Annotated in this window: 11 protein-coding genes; 5 read left to right on the plus strand and 6 right to left on the minus strand. The window is 45.9% G+C overall.

Annotation, left to right across the window (positions count from 1 at the left end):
• Positions 1-621 precede the first annotated feature (621 nt).
• Positions 622-1,950, plus strand: coding sequence for a PAS domain-containing sensor histidine kinase (locus DSM107010_RS08025; protein ID WP_127022730.1), 1,329 nt, complete (start codon positions 622-624; stop codon positions 1,948-1,950).
• A 248-nt stretch (positions 1,951-2,198) separates the two neighbouring features.
• Here DSM107010_RS08025 and gltB read toward each other — a convergent pair whose 3' ends face one another.
• The 3 genes from gltB to DSM107010_RS38235 all read right to left on the minus strand — a co-directional run bounded on the left by gltB (position 2,199) and on the right by DSM107010_RS38235 (position 8,948).
• Positions 2,199-6,902 (minus strand): glutamate synthase large subunit, encoded by a 4,704-nt coding sequence (gene gltB, locus DSM107010_RS08030; RefSeq protein ID WP_127022733.1) that lies wholly within the window; start codon positions 6,900-6,902, stop codon positions 2,199-2,201.
• A gap of 122 nt (positions 6,903-7,024) precedes the next feature.
• Positions 7,025-8,437, minus strand: a complete 1,413-nt coding sequence (gene argH / locus DSM107010_RS08035) for an argininosuccinate lyase (RefSeq protein WP_127022736.1) — start codon at positions 8,435-8,437, stop codon at positions 7,025-7,027.
• Positions 8,438-8,792: 355 nt separating this feature from the next.
• On the minus strand, positions 8,793-8,948 hold the full coding sequence (locus DSM107010_RS38235; RefSeq protein ID WP_158631750.1) for a hypothetical protein: 156 nt from the start codon (positions 8,946-8,948) through the stop codon (positions 8,793-8,795).
• A 147-nt stretch (positions 8,949-9,095) separates the two neighbouring features.
• Here DSM107010_RS38235 and DSM107010_RS08040 point away from each other — a divergent pair, with 147 nt between their 5' ends.
• Positions 9,096-9,743, plus strand: coding sequence for a helix-turn-helix transcriptional regulator (locus tag DSM107010_RS08040; protein WP_106168727.1), 648 nt, complete (start codon positions 9,096-9,098; stop codon positions 9,741-9,743).
• Positions 9,744-9,778: 35 nt separating this feature from the next.
• On the opposite strand, the gene DSM107010_RS08045 is transcribed toward DSM107010_RS08040, so the two are convergent.
• Complete coding sequence (locus DSM107010_RS08045) at positions 9,779-10,972, minus strand: 4-hydroxy-3-methylbut-2-enyl diphosphate reductase (protein ID WP_106168726.1); 1,194 nt, start codon at positions 10,970-10,972, stop codon at positions 9,779-9,781.
• A 455-nt stretch (positions 10,973-11,427) separates the two neighbouring features.
• On the opposite strand from DSM107010_RS08045, the gene DSM107010_RS08050 reads away from it, so the two are divergent.
• Positions 11,428-11,793 (plus strand): response regulator, encoded by a 366-nt coding sequence (locus tag DSM107010_RS08050; protein ID WP_015155466.1) that lies wholly within the window; start codon positions 11,428-11,430, stop codon positions 11,791-11,793.
• A gap of 68 nt (positions 11,794-11,861) precedes the next feature.
• On the opposite strand, the gene DSM107010_RS39500 is transcribed toward DSM107010_RS08050, so the two are convergent.
• Positions 11,862-12,011: a hypothetical protein gene (locus DSM107010_RS39500; protein ID WP_199755439.1), complete on the minus strand. Its 150-nt coding sequence runs from the start codon at positions 12,009-12,011 to the stop codon at positions 11,862-11,864.
• Here DSM107010_RS39500 and DSM107010_RS08060 point away from each other — a divergent pair.
• Positions 11,994-13,049, plus strand: a complete 1,056-nt coding sequence (locus DSM107010_RS08060) for an aspartate carbamoyltransferase catalytic subunit (RefSeq protein WP_015155467.1) — start codon at positions 11,994-11,996, stop codon at positions 13,047-13,049. The genes DSM107010_RS39500 and DSM107010_RS08060 overlap by 18 nt on opposite strands.
• Positions 13,050-13,131: 82 nt before the next feature.
• Positions 13,132-14,001, plus strand: coding sequence for an ArsR/SmtB family transcription factor (locus tag DSM107010_RS08065; protein WP_106169069.1), 870 nt, complete (start codon positions 13,132-13,134; stop codon positions 13,999-14,001).
• A 97-nt stretch (positions 14,002-14,098) separates the two neighbouring features.
• Here the strand turns inward: DSM107010_RS08065 and DSM107010_RS08070 are convergent, their stop codons facing one another.
• Complete coding sequence (locus DSM107010_RS08070) at positions 14,099-17,065, minus strand: GAF domain-containing protein (RefSeq protein ID WP_106169070.1); 2,967 nt, start codon at positions 17,063-17,065, stop codon at positions 14,099-14,101.
• Between the last annotated feature and the right edge of the window lie 107 nt (positions 17,066-17,172).

Consider the following 17,172-nt stretch of genomic DNA (forward strand, 5'->3'; position numbering starts at 1 on the left):
CTGTAGGGGGCTGCCATACTAATTCCCAATTGCTCTGCTATCCCTACTATAACGTCCTAATTTAACTTCGTAGTGCTATAACTGTTTATAGCGATTCTCGTTATGATGCGATACATTCGTAGGGGCGCACAGCTGTGCGCCCCTACAGATCTTGTATTTCATCGAATTGAAAAAGGCTATAAATAAAGCTTTTGACTGAGTTATTCTCTTCCTTTCAGTAGGTTTGAGAGAATCACTTTATTAGCTATTTTTTTAGTGAATAGCAGTATAAAAGTGAAAAGAAAATAATGTTGGCTAGCGTACATGCATTCCTTAACTTATATTAATGTTATTGCTGAAATATTGCATTTGCATCAAAACCTTCGCGTTAAAAATAATACCTGATTTCACCAATTCAAGCCAGTCGATTAGTTAAAATTACCAAAAAACAGCAATTTTGACAGAATTTTTTAAAAACCATGTGTATATTGTTGCCCGCTGTTTTATTTCACACCACCGTTAATCTCAAGTCAAATCACTACCTTGTTTCTACCCTTAGAGGGATAGGTTTAGCTCAAAGGTCGATCGCAATACAATATATGGTCAACCCGCTGCTGCAATCTCGATTGGTGGAGGTGTAAAATGGACGCGAGGCTATTTAATCAAAAAATAGAAACCACATATAAACAGGCAGCCCAACTATACAAGCGCACTCAAGTAGCATCGCCAGAGCAACGGGCAGAATTGCTAGAACAATCGCTAGAAGAACTACGGATAACTCTAGAGGAATTGCACGTAGCAGAAGAAGAAATATTAGCCCAAAATCAAGAATTGGCGATCGCTCAGAATCAAATTGAGATCGAGCGCCAGCGTTATCTAGACTTATTCGAGTTTGCTCCCGATGGCTACATTGTGACAGATGCAACGGGAAAAATTCGCGAAGCTAACCGCGCTGCTGCAAAGCTACTCAACGTACCACAGCAATTCTTAGTCGGTAAACCTCTGACTAGCTACGTTCCCTACGACCAACGACAAGTTTTTCGCACTCAGTTGCAAAAAATGTCTCAAATGCAACAGATGCAAGAATGGGAGTTGACAATTTGTCCGCGCCATGCTGTAGCTTTTGATGCTGCCGTGACGGTATCAAGCATGTACAATGCAAGTGGTATTCCTATGGGATGGCGGTGGCTGATCCGAGATATCACTGCCCGCAAACAGGCGGAAGCAACGATTCGCACCATTCAACTGCAAAACTTGCAATTACAAGAAGCCGCAAAGCTGAGAGCGCATTTTTTGGCAATTATGTCTCACGAGCTACGCAGTCCCTTAAATGCGATCGTGGGGTTTTCTCAGTTATTACTGCGTCAGACTCAAAGTGCCTTGCCTCACAACCAAGAAAATATGGTGTCGCGTATCCTTAGTAGTGGAAGGCATTTGTTAGTTTTAATTGAGGATATTCTCGACTTTTCTAAAGTTGAGGCTGGCAAGCTGACTCTAAAATTAGAGCCTTTAAATGTCGTCGATTTAGTTATAGCAACAACAGAAGAAATGCACTGTTTAGCCGAGCAGAAGCATTTGGAGTTACAGAGATCGTTTGCTATTCAATCCTCCATAATTACTAATGACAGCGTTCGCCTGCGGCAAATCTTACTCAATTTGCTATCGAATGCCATCAAGTTTACTGAAGTGGGTAAGGTTGAAGTTAGGGTGTGGGAATTAGGTTCAGACCGGATTGCGATCGCGGTAGAAGATACGGGAATTGGTATTGCTCCAGAAGACTTGCAATTGATTTTTCAACCATTCCGCCAAGGGAACCAAACTCTAACCCGCCAGCATGGAGGTACGGGACTGGGATTAGCAATTACAGATTCCCTAGTCAAGATGATGGGAGGAAAAATTTCGGTTGAAAGTCAACTAGGTGAAGGCACGACATTTTACGTCGAGTTACCCCGTCAGGTTGGACAGCAATAGACATCGGGTAAAACGCACAGTCCTTGGGAGATCCCCCAACCCCCTTCAAAAGGGGGCTATTGGTTCCCCCCTTAACAAGGGGGGCTAGGGGGGATCGAGATCTTCAACTTCAAACACAAGGGGGCTATTGGTTCCCCTCTTAACAAGGGGGGCTAGGGGGGATCGAGATCTTCAACTTCAAACGCAGAACTCCCACCGACTCTTGTACGGGCGGGTTTTTAAACCCGCCCCTACGACTCCCGACTCCCTTAATTAACAGAACTCAACTCTTTACCCACAACAGCCTCCGGCGTATCAACTTCAGAAGGTGGTACGACTTGCCAGAATTTAGGCAAATATTCCGACCAATTCGCTAGAATAGCTTGCGCTTTTGCAGAGTTTGTGCGTTCGGCGTGCGTTTGAATCAGCTGGCGTAACTGTCGTTCTCCCGCAGGCGAGCTGACTTTTTGCAGCTTGACGATTTCGTGGTTGACTAACTCCGAGAAATTCCCCTCTTCGTCAAGGAAGTAAGCTAATCCACCCGTCATCCCCGCACCGACGTTTCTGCCAACTTTGCCCAAGACGACAATCGTACCACCAGTCATGTACTCGCAACAGTGATCGCCCGCACCCTCAATAACTGCAACGCCTTTGGAGTTACGGACTGCAAAACGCTCGCCTGCAATCCCGTTAGCAAAAAGTACTCCACCCGTCGCCCCATACAAGCAAGTGTTACCGACGATAACGTTATCAGCCGCTGCATAGTTAGCTTCTGGAGGAGGCGTGATGACAATTTCGCCACCATGCATCCCTTTACCTACGTAGTCGTTGGCTTCCCCGACGAGTTTCAAAGTCATTCCCGATAAGTTGAATGCACCGAAACTCTGTCCGATTGCACCCGTAAAGTTAAGGTCGAGTTGTCCTTCAAATCCATCATCGCCATAAAGGGAAGCGATCGCCCCTGCAATTCTTGCGCCTACGGTACGGTCGGTGTTGACGACATTATAGGTTTTGCTAACGGCAGATTGATTTTGAATTGCGGCTTGGATTTCTGGATCGGCAAGAATCTCGTCATCCAGTACGTGTCCGTTGCTGTGGACGCTTTCATGCGACAACCAAGCGCGATCGCTTTTCGTATCGGGTAACTTGGTAATGCAGTCGAGATTTAAAGTTTGTGTCTTAGTTAAACGCACTTCTTCTCTCACTTTTAACAAGTCAGCACGACCGACAATTTCATCGAGAGAACGATATCCCAACCGTGCCAATAAGCTACGTGTTTCTTCCGCGATAAATAAGAAGAAGTTGACAACGTGTTCTGGAATCCCTGGGAAACGCTGGCGCAAGTCTTCCCGTTGGGAAGCAACACCCACAGGACAATTGTTGGTATGGCAGATTCTCGCCATAATACAACCTTCGGCAATCATGGCGATCGAACCGAAGCCGAATTCCTCTGCTCCCATTAACGCACCCATTAGCACATCCCAACCGCTCTTAATTCCGCCATCAACGCGCAGAATTACGCGATCGCGCAGACTGTTTTGCATCAGCGATCGATGCACCTCCGTCAGTCCCAATTCCCACGGCGTACCCGCGTGTTTGATCGAACTTAAGGGTGACGCACCCGTACCGCCATCATGACCAGAAATTTGAATGATATCGGCGTTAGCTTTAGCTACCCCCGCCGCGATCGTCCCAATGCCAATTTCGGCTACCAATTTCACCGAAACTTGAGCTTTGGGATTAATTTGGTGCAAGTCAAAAATTAGCTGCGCCAAATCTTCAATCGAGTAGATATCGTGGTGGGGTGGCGGCGAAATTAAAGTGACTCCTGGTTTAGAACGGCGCAGCATGGCAATGTAGGGGCTGACTTTTTTGCCTGGCAGTTGTCCGCCTTCCCCTGGTTTTGCCCCTTGAGCGATTTTAATTTCGATCTGCTTGGCGTTCATCAGGTATTCTGGTGTCACGCCAAATCGACCGGAAGCAACCTGCTTGATCGCGCTGGATGCTGTGTCGCCATTTTTCAAACCCTTGAGATGCGGTAGCAGCGAGGAACGCCCTTCGCTCACATCTTCTAGAACCTTGAACCGAACTGGATCTTCTCCACCTTCACCAGAGTTAGATTTACCACCAATCCGGTTCATGGCGATCGCCAATACTTCGTGCGCTTCCCGCGATAATGCGCCTAGAGACATGCCACCCGTACAGAAGCGCTTGACAATAGCGCTAGCTGGTTCGACTTCCTCAATCGAGATGGGACTGCGATCGGATTGGAAGTCGAGTAAGTCTCGCAAAGCAGTTAACGGACGGTTTTGCAAGTGTTTTTTGTAAATATTGTAATGATCCTGATTCTCTGGACTAGCAACGGCTTTGTGCAATGCTTTTGCCAGTTCGGGGCTATTCATGTGATATTCGCCCCCTGGACGGTACTGGACGAAACCGAAGTTTTCCAGCTTCTTCACCGTCACTTCTGGGAAGGCGCGAGTATGGAAGGATAGCACTTCGCTTGCCAATTCCTCAACGCTCAAACCGCCCAAACGCGATGTCGTGCCGTAAAATCCAATCGCGAGTAGATCGTGTCCGATGCCGATCGCCTCAAAGATTTGCGCTCCTTGGTAGCTCGATAGCAGCGAGATCCCCATCTTGGAAAGAATCTTCAAAATCCCTGCTTCGACAGCTTTTTGGTAGTTAGCCAGGGCTTGTTGTAATGTCAAGCTCGTCATCTTACCCCGTTCCATCATCTGCTGGGTCTTCGGGTCGCCATGCCAACTTTCCACTGCGGCTAAGGTGAGATAAGGACATACAGCAGATGCACCGTAGCCAATCAGACAGGCAAAGTGATGGGTACTCCAACATTGTGCCGTATCGACGACTAGCGAAGCTTTCATCCTCATTCCAGCTCCGATCAGGTGGTGGTGTACTGCTCCTACGGCTAGTAGGGGCGGAATATAGCTAGTTTCGGCGCTAATTGGATTGGGCGTGCGATCGCTCAGAATTAAAATTTGCTTGCCAGTTTTGACGGCTGCAACTGCATCAGCTTGTAGCTTTTCTACAGCTTTTGCCAGTCCGGCGGGACCCGTTGTAATGTCGTATTGCGTCGAAAGCGTAGCGCACTCAAAACCAGATTGGGTAATTGCCTCTAAATCTGCTTGCTGTAATACAGGAGAATTTAACAGCAAGCGTCGGGCATCTTCCGCTTGCGGGTCGAGCAAGTTACCACGAGCGCCCAATTCTACTTTTAATGACATTACCAAGCTTTCCCGCAACGGATCGATCGCGGGGTTAGTCACTTGGGCAAACCGCTGTTTGAAATAGTTGTAAAGCAGGTGCGGCTTGCCTGAAAGGATGGCTAAGGGGATATCATCACCCATACAAAATGTCGGTTCTTTCCCTTCCGCCGCCATCGGCTGAATTGTCATTTCTACGTCTTCGCTGCTAAAACCGAAGGCGATTTGGTGACGCAGGAGAGTTTGTCTGTCGGTGTAGGGGTGAGGAGTGAGGAGTGAGGAGTGAGGGGAAGAACCGTTACCGTTGTCCTGGTTTGCGGTTTCTGTAGGGGCGCACAGCTGTGCGCCCTTACCTAGTTCCACGCGATATTGTTTCAGCCACTCGCCATATGGATGTGCTTTGGCAACACGCTGTTTGACTTCCCAGTTTTTGAGGATGCTACCTTTGTTTAAGTCTAGAGCAATGGTTTGTCCTGGTCCAAGTCTGCCTTTTTCCAGAATTTCGCTTTCTTTGAGATCTACCACTCCAGTTTCGGAAGCAACCACTAGCATTCCATCTTTAGTCACGACGTATCGCGCCGGACGCAAGCCGTTGCGGTCTAGCGTAGCTCCTATAGTTTTACCATCGCTGAATACGAGTAAGGCGGGACCATCCCAAGCTTCTTGGATACCGCTGAAGTATTCGTAAAAGTCTACAATTTCAGGATATTGTGCTAGTTCTGGTTGATTTTGGTAAGCTTCGGGAACCATCAACATCAAGGCTTCCGAGGGGCTGCGACCGGAACGCACCAGCAATTCAAATACGTTGTCTAAGGTAGCAGAATCGCTATTATCGAGCTGTACGATTGGATTCAAGGCATCCAAATTCCCTTGCCATACAGGGTGGTTCAAGTCAGCTTGTCTCGCCCGCATCCAGTTGATATTACCCAGTAGCGTATTAATTTCGCCGTTATGTCCCAACAAGCGCATCGGTTGGGCGAGGGGCCATTTGGGTAAGGTATTGGTGCTGAAGCGGCGATGATAGACGCAGAAAGCACTTTGATAAGCAGGGTTCGTTAAGTCTTGGTAAAATTCGCCCAAGACCTCGGCGCGTACCATACCTTTATAGACGATGGTACGGCAGGAGAAGGAACAGATATAACAGTGTTCCGACCATTGAAGTTGAGTTTGTTGCGCGATCGCCTTACCGATGCGACGGCGGGTAATATAGAGTTGTCGTTCCAGTTCTTCGCCTGTTAGCTCGGAACTGACAATTATTTGCTCGATTTGCGGTTGGTTTTCCCGTGCTTGAATACCTAAAATTTCTGGTTTTACGGGGACGACTCGCCAACCCAAGACTGTTAGTCCAGCAGCAGTAGCAACTTGTTCGATGACTTCTCTAACAGTTTGGGCTTGTTGTGGTTCTTGGGGTAAAAATACCATTCCAATTCCCGTGTTTTCCTGCGGTGGAATGGCAATATTTTGCTCTTTCATCCAAGCATGAAACAGTTCCCACGGGATAGCGCTTAAAATTCCCGAACCATCACCGGAGTCGTTATCGGCGCTGCATCCACCTCGGTGTTCCAAGCATCCCAGTGCTTTGAGTGCTGCACTTACGATACCGTGGCTGGGAATATTTTGCTGCTGGGCAATCAGTCCAACTCCACACGCATCTCTTTCTTCTACTAGCCATCTAGGTTCCACGTAGGAATTCACTGATTCAATAGTATTTGTATTATGTAGATCTCGATTCATACGCTTGCCATCCATAGACTAGTCCTAAAATGATGTTTTTATTGGTAATGGGTAATGGGTAATTGGTAGTTGGTAGTTGCTTGCTCAGTTCTCTTCTCCCCGACTCCCGTACGGGCGGGTTTGGGAACCTGCCCCTACTACGACTGCTGCATTTTCTCTCGTGCTGTTGCCAATGCTTTTCGTACTTGCTCGAATCCCGTACCTCCGTAACTATTACGGGCAGCAACGACTTGATGAGGAGCGATCGCCTGGTATATATCAGTATCAAATGCTGGATGTAATTCTTGCCATTCTGCTAAAGTTAAATCCTTTAAAAGTTTGCCTGCGGCGATACAGGTTTTAACGACCTTACCTACCAAGTTATAAGCTTCCCGAAATGGTACGCCTTTTGTAGCTAAATAATCGGCGACATCTGTAGCATTAGAAAAGTCTTCTGCTACTGCTTGAGCGAGGCGCGGAGTCCGAAACTCCAATCCTTCAGCAAACAAAATTGTCATTGCTTCCAGACTTGCTCTAACGGTACGAACGGCATCAAATAACGCTTCTTTATCTTCTTGTAAATCCTTATTGTAAGCTAAAGGTAAACCTTTCATCAGTACCAATAATGCCTGTAAATGTCCGCAAACTCTCCCAGTTTTACCCCGTACTAATTCCGGCACGTCAGGGTTTTTCTTTTGCGGCATGATACTAGAACCAGTCGCGCAGCTATCTTTGAGTTTGACAAAACTAAATTCTTCTGATGCCCACAAAATTACTTCTTCAGATAGTCGCGACAAATGCACCATAATGATGCTTGCTGCTGCTAAGAATTCTATGGCAAAATCGCGATCGCTCACTCCATCTAAGCTGTTAGCATAAACTCCATCAAATTCTAATAATTTCGCCGTGTAATGGCGATCGATAGGGAAGGTAGTTCCAGCTAACGCACCGCTACCCAAAGGAGAAATATTCACTCGCTTATAGACATCACCAAGTCTTTCTTTATCCCGTTGCAGCATCTCGAAATATGCTAGCAAATGGTGAGCTAAACTTAGAGGCTGAGCGCGTTGTAAGTGAGTATAGCCAGGAATCAGCGTTTCTATATTCTGTTCTGCTAGATCGAGCAAAACCGTTTGCATTTGCTCAATTTGAGCTTGAATTTCTTGAATTCGGTGACGCAGGTAAAGGCGAATGTCCGTACCGACTTGATCGTTGCGCGATCGCGCTGTATGCAGTTTTTTCCCCGCATCGCCTACAATTTCTGTCAAGCGTCGTTCTACCGCAAAATGCACGTCCTCTGCTTCAATTCCAGGCGTAAACTGTCCGTTACGATATTCTTGGCGAATTTGTTCTAAACCCGATACCAGTTGTTGCGCTTCCTCTTGGGTAATAATACCTGTATGCGCCAGCATTTGAGCATGAGCGATCGAACCTGTCAGGTCGTATTCAATCAGTTCGATGTCAAAGCCAATGCTAGCGTTAAAACGGGCGATCGCGGGATGCAAAGCCGTTTCAAATCGCTGACTCCAAGTTTGGTTGGTTGCTGCTGATTTCGGGAGGTGCGTATTCAACTTTCCTTGACCCTGTGTTACCTAAGTGTGAAGATGTATTGCGATCGTTACAGAATTACTTCCGACTCTAAAAAAAAGCTGTGAATATTTTGTGAATGAACCCTAACATTGCCAGTTTTGGATTTTAGATTTTGGGTTTTAGAAGGATTATTAGTTAATAGTTTTGTCGTTTCAGCTAACGCATAATTAAAACTGAAAAACTGTATTTAAAAATACAGTTTTTCCAAACAAGACAGAAAAACTGAAAATTTAGTTTGCAGTTCTTCATAAATATATTTTGCAGCTAATACCTGAAACTGTGTGCTTTGTCACAGGCAAGTCACTCTCTAGAGGTGTTCCATGTTTGGGGCAAAAATCAAAAGTTATATAACCCGACTGGATTGATGCGTTGAATTTCTCTATTCATCCTTTTGACTCCGAATAACAGATGGAATACATATGGTTCGTAGGAGCGCACAGAGAAAGCGCCCCTACTATCTGAATTGCGATCGCCAGCAATCCTATTTGGCAAAATCTTTTGAAACCACGTAAATCATGCAATACGAAATTCGTACTTGCCTTCACTTTCTAAAGATCTTTCGTTATAAACTAGAGTTTAAAAGACAAAACCAACTTTGTAAAGACTTTTTTTTATTTTCTGCCTCCTGCCCTTATCCCCATGAAAACCGAGTCACAAAATCAAAACATTCGTACAAGACGAGCGATTGTTAAGCTACTAAAACAAGAGGGGGCAATGGATGCGGCGGCGCTTGCCTCTCATTTTGGCATCTCAGCAATGGCAGTGCGTCAACATTTATATGCATTACAAAAAGAGCAACTAGTTACCTATCAGGAAGAACAACGGGCGATGGGTCGTCCGGCAAAATTGTGGCAACTCACACCCGCAGCAGACCGCTTTTTCCCGCACGGATATGCCGAGTTAACGTTGAGTTTAATCAATTCAGTCACAGAAGCTTTTGGATCGGAGGGATTAGAACGGTTGCTAGAAATTAGAACTCGCCAACAAATTGAAGCATATCGAGAGCAGATTCATACCACTAGCAGTATTCAGCAGCGGCTAGAAGCCCTAGCGAACCTACGCACCGACGAGGGGTACATGGCAGACGTTGAATCTCTCTCAGACGGCTCATTTCTCTTAATTGAAAATCACTGTCCGATCTGCGCCGCCGCCACAGCTTGCACGGGACTGTGCAGCCAAGAACTAGAAGTCTTTCAATCGACTCTAGGTGAAGACGTGGCGATCGCCCGTACCGAACATTTAATTGCAGGCGGACGGCGTTGTGTATATCGAATCAAACAAATGTAGAGACATGACATGTAACGTCTCTACATGTAACGTCTCTACATTTTGAGCGCAAAAATCTTCTCTACCACGTCAGCCACAACTTTATCGGGTGTGGAAGCACCAGAGGTAATACCTACGGTAATTTTGCCACTGGGCAACCAATCTTCTGTAGCTGTAATCTCGCCACTGAGTAAGCGATGCTCGATCTGATTCGCTGTACCGATTCGGTTGGCACTGTCGATGTGATACGAGGGAATTTGATGCTCGATCGCAATTTCTTGTAAATGAGTCGTGTTAGAAGAGTTGAAACCACCAATGACGACCATCAGGTCTAACTTTTCTTCAACTAACTGAAACATCGCGTCTTGCCTTTCTTGGGTAGCATCGCAGATGGTGTTAAAGCTGATAAAGTGTTGGTTGAGTGTATCGGGACCGTACTTTCGCATCATCGTGCGCTCGAATAGTTTACCGATTTGCTCAGTTTCGCTTTTGAGCATGGTGGTTTGGTTGGCAATCCCAACTTTTTCGAGATCTGTATCGGGATTGAATCCTGCCGAACAAGCACGGCTGAATTTTGCCATAAATTCGTCGCGATTACCACCATTCAAGATGTAATTGCACACGTATTCGGCTTGTGCCATGTTTAGCACGACTAAATACTTATTTGCAAAAGAACTGGTGGCAATTGTTTCTTCGTGATTGTACTTGCCGTGAATAATCGAGGTATACTCGCTTTTCTTGTGCTTTTCGACAGTATTCCAGACTTTAGCAACCCAAGGGCAAGTCGTATCGACAATCTTGCAATTTTTCTCTTGAAGCAGCTGCATTTCCTGCACGCTAGCCCCAAAAGCGGGTAGGATCGCCACATCTCCCGATTCCACAACTGAAAAGTCTTTAACTCCGGCGATAACTGGAATGAACCCAACCTGCATTTCCTGCAATCGCTGGTTAACAGAGGGATTGTGGATGATTTCGTTGGTAATCCAGATCCGCTGCGTGGGGAAATGTTGGCGCGTCTCGTATGCCATTGCTACAGCTCGTTCTACCCCCCAGCAAAAACCAAATGCCTCTGCTAAGCGGATCGTTACGTCACCTTGTTGCAGAGTATAGCCGTTATCTCGGATTTGCTGCACCAGATTGCTTTGATATTCCGACTGCAACATCCCAGAAACTTCAGCTTCATGACCGAACCCTTTACGATGGTAGTTTTCCGAGTGTTGGAGCGATCGTTTAAAAGCTTTCGTATCCATGCAGTGTTTCCCCATAAGCGTCTCTATTCTCGATCGTAAGCTGTTTAGCTACCTTTCTCAAAGCGCGATCGCTCTAATGTACCAATCGGACTGCTACATCAACTCATCGTAATTGCCGCGTTGTTTATCATCTAATCGATCGCATCCGTGTAGAAGAGAATTTACCCACGCTCTTTGTGAAGTTTATTACTAGTTTAAAGCGGATGAAAATCTGAAGCAATCCATTATAGCACCTGACCTGCTAATAGATTTGGACTGTCTATCCATTACTAAAAAAGTTAGTTTAGTAAAGTTTAGGTATAATATGATACTGTAGGACAAAAGTTATAGCGTTACAAAGTTGTAAAAACAAGTCCGTAATTACTACGAACTACTGGGGATTGCAGTCAAAATCTCCAAATTAGTTGAGGTAAATACTAATTCTGTTCTGAAATGAAGTTTATCGCGAGATAGCAGTGAGGAAAATTCTAGTAATTGATAATGATGCATATTCTCTACTATTAATTTCTGACTTTCTCGCCTTGAATAACTTTCAGGTTTTGACCGCAGATAATAGTCGCTCGGGCTTACAATTAGCCAGAGGAGAACAGCCAGACTTAATTATTTGCGAACTGGAGCTGCCAGAACAAAATGGATACGAAATTTTAAGACAGTTGCGTGATGAACCGATTACAGCTAGTATACCTATTTGGTTTCTTTCATTTGAAGCAGATATGGCAACTCGTCGCCGTGCTTTACAACAAGGGGCTGACGGTTACTTTCATAAACCAGTAAACTTAAACGAATTGCTCTTGGCAATTAACAATCTCTTAAGTGAGTAATGGGTAATTGGTAGTTGGTAATTAGTGGCTGGAATTACTCCCTTGTCCCCCTTGTCTCCCTTCGCCCCCTAATCCCCACTCCCTTCGGTCGTGGGGTCCCCGAGTTCCCCCTTGTCCCCCTTGTCCCCCTTGTCTCCCTTGTCCCCCTTATCTCCCTTGTACCCCTTGTCCTTCCCTGCTCGTGCGCTCGATCGCTCCCCATGATCTGGAATCGCCATCACATTTTGTCTCTAGAAGATTTTACGCCGGAAGAATACAACACGGTGTTGCAGACCGCTGCAAGTTTTCGAGAGGTGTTGACGCGGCGGACGAAGAAAGTCCCAACCTTACAAGGACAGGTGGTAACGAATTTATTTTTTGAATCTTCGACTCGTACCCGCAGCAGTTTTGAATTAGCAGCCAAACGTTTATCGGCAGATACGCTAAACTTTACCGCCTCTACCTCTTCTTTGACGAAGGGGGAAACAATATTAGACACGGCAAAAACCTACTTGGCAATGGGAACCGATATGATGGTGATCCGCCATCGAGAAGCGGGAGTTCCTCAAGCGATCGCATCTGAAATGGATCGCTTGAATGTCCGCGTCGGAGTCTTGAATGCTGGGGACGGACAGCACGAACATCCTTCTCAAGCTTTACTCGATCTATTTACAATTTGCACTCTGCTCGATCCCGATCGTCCGCGCTTGGAACTGTTACAGGGGAAAAAAATTGCGATCGTCGGGGATATCCTTCATTCACGGGTAGCGCGATCGAATATCTGGAGCTTAACCGCTAGCGGGGCAGAAGTCCACCTTGCTGCACCACCGACATTGTTACCGCAGATGTTTGGGGAGTTCGTTGATACGAGGAGTGAGGAGCGAGGAGCGAGGAGTGAGGGAGATCGGGGAAACCATAATCAACCGTCAACTGTAAACTGTCAGCCAAATCGCAAATTATTTTTACATTGGCAAATCGAACCCGCATTACAAGATGCAGATTTTGTGATGACGCTGCGGTTGCAAAGGGAACGCATGGCGCAGCACCTCTTACCCAGTATTAGAGAGTACCATCAGTTATTTGGAATTACGCGCGATCGCCTACAACTTTGTAAACCTGATGTTAAAGTTTTACACCCAGGTCCTGTCAATCGTGGCGTAGAAATTAGTTCCGATCTGATGGACGATCCCCAGTTCAGTCTAATTTCCCAGCAGGTGACGAGTGGGGTAGCGGTGCGGATGGCGCTGTTATATCTCATGGGTGGTGGTAAGGTTTAGATCCCCCAACCCCCTTAAAAAGGGGGCTAAGTAGTTTGGTCAAATCTATTGACATTCTTTTTATTTCGACTAAACTAGAAATATGGAAAATAAAGATACGGCTCAGTACGCAGATATTTTTGCGGCGCTGGGATCGGAACCTCGGTTGGAAATTATGCGGCTGCTGTTTGCTGCTTATCCAGAAGGGAAAACGGTAGGGGAAGTTCAAGCCGTGCTGAATATTCCTAATTCCACCTTGTCGCACCATTTGGAAAAGTTACGACATGAGGGTTTAGTAACTTCCAGACGCGATAAACAGTTTCTCTGGTATTCAGCCAATGCCGCAACGATGGAAGATTTATTGTCCTTTTTGTACAACGGTTGCAGTATTCGCCCACAGGCTTTATCTACAAATAAGGCTTACGAGACTGCGGAATTAATTCACAATGAATCTATTCAGGCAGGATTTATGTTTGAAGGATTTTTGCGATCGCTAGAAAGTTTTTTCGGCAGTGTCTTTCATAAAATTGCTCTACCTATAGGATTTGAAAGATTTACCCAACAGTCAATTCAAGCGATTATTTTGGCTCAGTACGAATCGAAGCGTTTAAAACATCATTATATCGGTACAGAGCAGTTATTACTCGGTATAATCGGCGAACAAAGTGGAATGACTGCAAGAGTTCTGACTGCAATGGGAGTCAATTTTGAGAATACTAGAGCTGAAGTAGAAAAAAGAATTGGTAGAGGCACGGGTTCGCCGCCAGAAATTCCCTTTACCCCAAGGGCAAGACAATGCTTAGAACTCGCCCTAACAGAGGCACGAGAATTCAAACATCGTCATATTGGTACGGAACACTTATTACTAGGAATTCTCCGTGAAGGGCAAGGAATGGCGGTAATAGTGCTGGGAAATTTAGGCGTAGATCTGCAAAATTTGGAACAGCAGTTGAGAACGGAAATGGGCAATTGAGAGAGACTAGAGGCTAGGGGAAGAATTACCAATTCACAATTCACAATTAATAAACCTCTTGCCTCTCGCCAACTACTAACTACCAACTACCAATTACCTATTGCGATCGCTCTTGAGTGACGGCGGCGAGTTTTGTTAAAGACTCTGCCATTGCCATTGCTTGGGCTGAAGTTTTGCTAGCGATGCTTGCTGCTTCGACAATAGCTCGCTCGGCTGAAGTTGAAACTTCTGACTGGTTAGCTGCAACTTGAGAAACTTGTTCAAAAAAGGCAATCATCTGTAGGCTGAAGGCAACAATTCGATCTAGCTTTTGCTGAGTTTCTGCCCTTAATTGCGGATTGAAAATTGCTTCCGAACCGTCAATTGCGATCGCGGCTTCTTTTGTTTCCGCTTGAATGTTGGCAACCAAAAGTTTAATTTGGCTAAATTCTGTCTCCAATTGCTGAAGTGAAGAGAGTATCTTCTCTGACATAGAAGTAAATTCTTCACCTCTGCCGTTGCTAGTGCGGGAGACAGCAAACTTAATATTCATCGTCTGCAACTGAAGTTGATACATCACCTGAGCGATCGTCTCCATCATCCTCGGTAGCTTTTGAGTGGCGCGATCGAGGCGATCTAACTTCTGGGTAACGTCTATAATTGCCGATTGGGCAGCAACAATCGTATCTACAGCTTGACTGACAACCCGATCGCCAGTTTCTACTGTTGGCTTGGCTTGCTCAACCTGCCGTTCTGTTTGTTGAACGGTAGCAACGATTTTTTCCGTGACTTGAGCCACAGCCTGGACGCGATCGTAGGCAAGTGTAACCGAATCCATTTGAGCGATCGCTTCTTGGGAAAGAGTTTTGACAGAGGTTTGGCTACTTCGCAGCAGTTCTGATATCTGACGCTGAAGTCCCTCTTTTTGCTGGCGTTCCTCTTGAGATGTCGCTGTAGCCGTTTGATAGGCTCGATCGATTTGGTTGAGCAACCTAGCATGGTCGAGGGCAAATCCGACTTGAGTAGCTAACTGGGTAAATAGATCGATCTCCCATTGCTGCCAATGGCGCGGCTTGGCACACTCATGAGCGATTAACAGACCAAATAAGCGATCGTCCTTCAAAATCGGGGCAACTAAATTCGCTCTGACGGCAAACGGTTCTAGTTGTTGCAAATAGCATTCGCTCAAATCCGCAGCATAGATATCATCGATCGCGTTTACCCTTCCCTGCTGATATTTTTCAACATAACCATGTGCAAAACACGGGTCTTGAATTTGCGCCCACATAGCTTTGGGAAATCCTGGTAAGACCGATTCGGCGATGACCGTACCGTACCAGTCAGCGTCAAAACCATACACCAGCACGCGATCTGTTTTTATCGCTTTACGGGCTTCCTCAACGGTAGTTTTGAGAATGTCCTCTTCGTTGAGCGAGGCTCGAATTCGGCGCGTTACCTGGGCGAGTAGTTGGCTGCGAGAACCCTCAGCATCGATACGTTGTAACAACCTAGCATGGTCGAGGGCAAATCCGACTTGAGCGGCTAACTGGGTAAATAAATCGATCTCCCATTGCTGCCAATGACGGGTTTTAGCACACTCATGGGCAATTAATAAGCCAAATAAGCGATCGTCTTTGAGTATGGGTGCAACTAAATTTGCCTTGACTGCAAATGGTTCGAGTTGTTGTAAATAACACTCGCTTAAATTAGCAGCATAGATATCTTCGATCGCATTTATCCTACCCTGCTGATACTTATCTACATAATCTTCAGCAAAGCACGGGTCTTGAATTTGCGCCCACATAGCTTTGGGAAACCCTGGTACGACTGATTCAGCGATAACCGTACCGTACCAATTGAAGTCAAAGCCATAAACGATAACCCGATCTGTTTTCATCGCTTTACGGACTTCTTCAACGGTAGTTTTAAGCATATCCTCTTCGTTGAGCGAAGCTCGAATGCGGCGGGTAATATCGATCGATAGCTTGGCTTGCTTGGCTTTCGTATCTATTTGTTCGAGCAAATCAGCGTGTTTGAGCGCAAACCCGACTTGTGTTGCTACATGGGCAATTAAATCGATTTCCGAGTGCTGCCAGGAGCGGGACTGCTTACACTGATTGGCGATTAATAAGCCATATAGCCGATTGTCTTTGATGATTGGAGCGCTCAATTGTGACGCGATCGCGAATCTCTCTAGTAGTCCAATCCGAGCATCAGGCAGATCCGCTTGATAAATATTATCAATTGCCTGCACGCGACCGTGGCGATATAACTCGATGTTTTCTCCTTGGAAAAAGTTTGTATCGATTGTCGCCCACAGCATTTTGGGATAGCTCGATGCTACCGATTCTTCTACAAAAGTTCCATCCCATAAAGAGTCATTATGACAGCGAAAGATCGCGACGCGATCGACTTTAAAGGCTTTACGGACTTCTTCTACAGTCGTTCTAAGGACATCTGCTTCCGATAGCGATTCCCCGATCTGGTGCGCGATCTTCATCAAGATTCTGGCACGTTCGGCTTCAGCTTCTTGCTGCCATAACAGTTTTGGCAATTGTTGTTCGATCGCACTGATATTTGACTCTAGGGCAACTAATTCGTCTTGACCAGCAACGCGATCGCGAGCATCTAGATCTTCTTGACTCAATCTATTGACTAATTTAGTAGAAACTGCTGTAGCATCTAATACTGGACGAATGGCACGATGCACTAAAAAAAATGCGATCGCCGCCGCCCAAGCTGCGATTAATCCAGTTTCCAGGACTTGCGATTGTAGTTGCCGTTGCAGGGCATTTTCTGTTGTGGTTAACTCAGTGACATTTTGCTGTCTGGCTTGAGTAACTTGTTTGTGAATTGCCTGAGTTCCCAAGTAATTCGTCGTACCAACTACTAGTGCTGGAAGGGCGCTAGCAACAACAGCCGCGATCGTTGCTTTCAATTTCAAATTCCACGATCGCATCTGCTGAATTGGTCGTACCGTGTTACTTTTCTTCAAGTCCCCTTGATGAGATTCTGTACCCAGAGTGTTACTAGAATTTGCCTTACCATTTTTGGACTGAGGAAAGGGATCTTGAGTCTTAGGCATATTCTTTCAGTTGTCAGTTACCAGTTATCAGTACAGACGTTACATGTAACGTCTGTACAAAGTTGTCAGGTGTCAGTTATCAGTTGGGATAATTCATGCTCAGTTGT

This window comes from Chroococcidiopsis cubana SAG 39.79, from assembly GCF_003991895.1.
Taxonomy (GTDB): Bacteria; Cyanobacteriota; Cyanobacteriia; order Cyanobacteriales; family Chroococcidiopsidaceae; genus Chroococcidiopsis; species Chroococcidiopsis thermalis.

Excerpts from the sequence above, each read along its gene's own strand:
- DSM107010_RS08025 (WP_127022730.1), top strand. The coding sequence starts at position 622 with ATGGACGCGAGGCTATTTAATCAAAAAATAGAAACCACATATAAACAG.
- gltB (WP_127022733.1), bottom strand. The coding sequence starts at position 6,902 with ATGGATGGCAAGCGTATGAATCGAGATCTACATAATACAAATACTATT.
- DSM107010_RS08040 (WP_106168727.1), top strand. The coding sequence starts at position 9,096 with ATGAAAACCGAGTCACAAAATCAAAACATTCGTACAAGACGAGCGATT.
- DSM107010_RS08045 (WP_106168726.1), bottom strand. The coding sequence starts at position 10,972 with ATGGATACGAAAGCTTTTAAACGATCGCTCCAACACTCGGAAAACTAC.
- DSM107010_RS08060 (WP_015155467.1), top strand. The coding sequence starts at position 11,994 with ATGATCTGGAATCGCCATCACATTTTGTCTCTAGAAGATTTTACGCCG.
- DSM107010_RS39500 (WP_199755439.1), bottom strand. The coding sequence starts at position 12,011 with ATGGCGATTCCAGATCATGGGGAGCGATCGAGCGCACGAGCAGGGAAG.
- DSM107010_RS08065 (WP_106169069.1), top strand. The coding sequence starts at position 13,132 with ATGGAAAATAAAGATACGGCTCAGTACGCAGATATTTTTGCGGCGCTG.
- DSM107010_RS08070 (WP_106169070.1), bottom strand. The coding sequence starts at position 17,065 with ATGCCTAAGACTCAAGATCCCTTTCCTCAGTCCAAAAATGGTAAGGCA.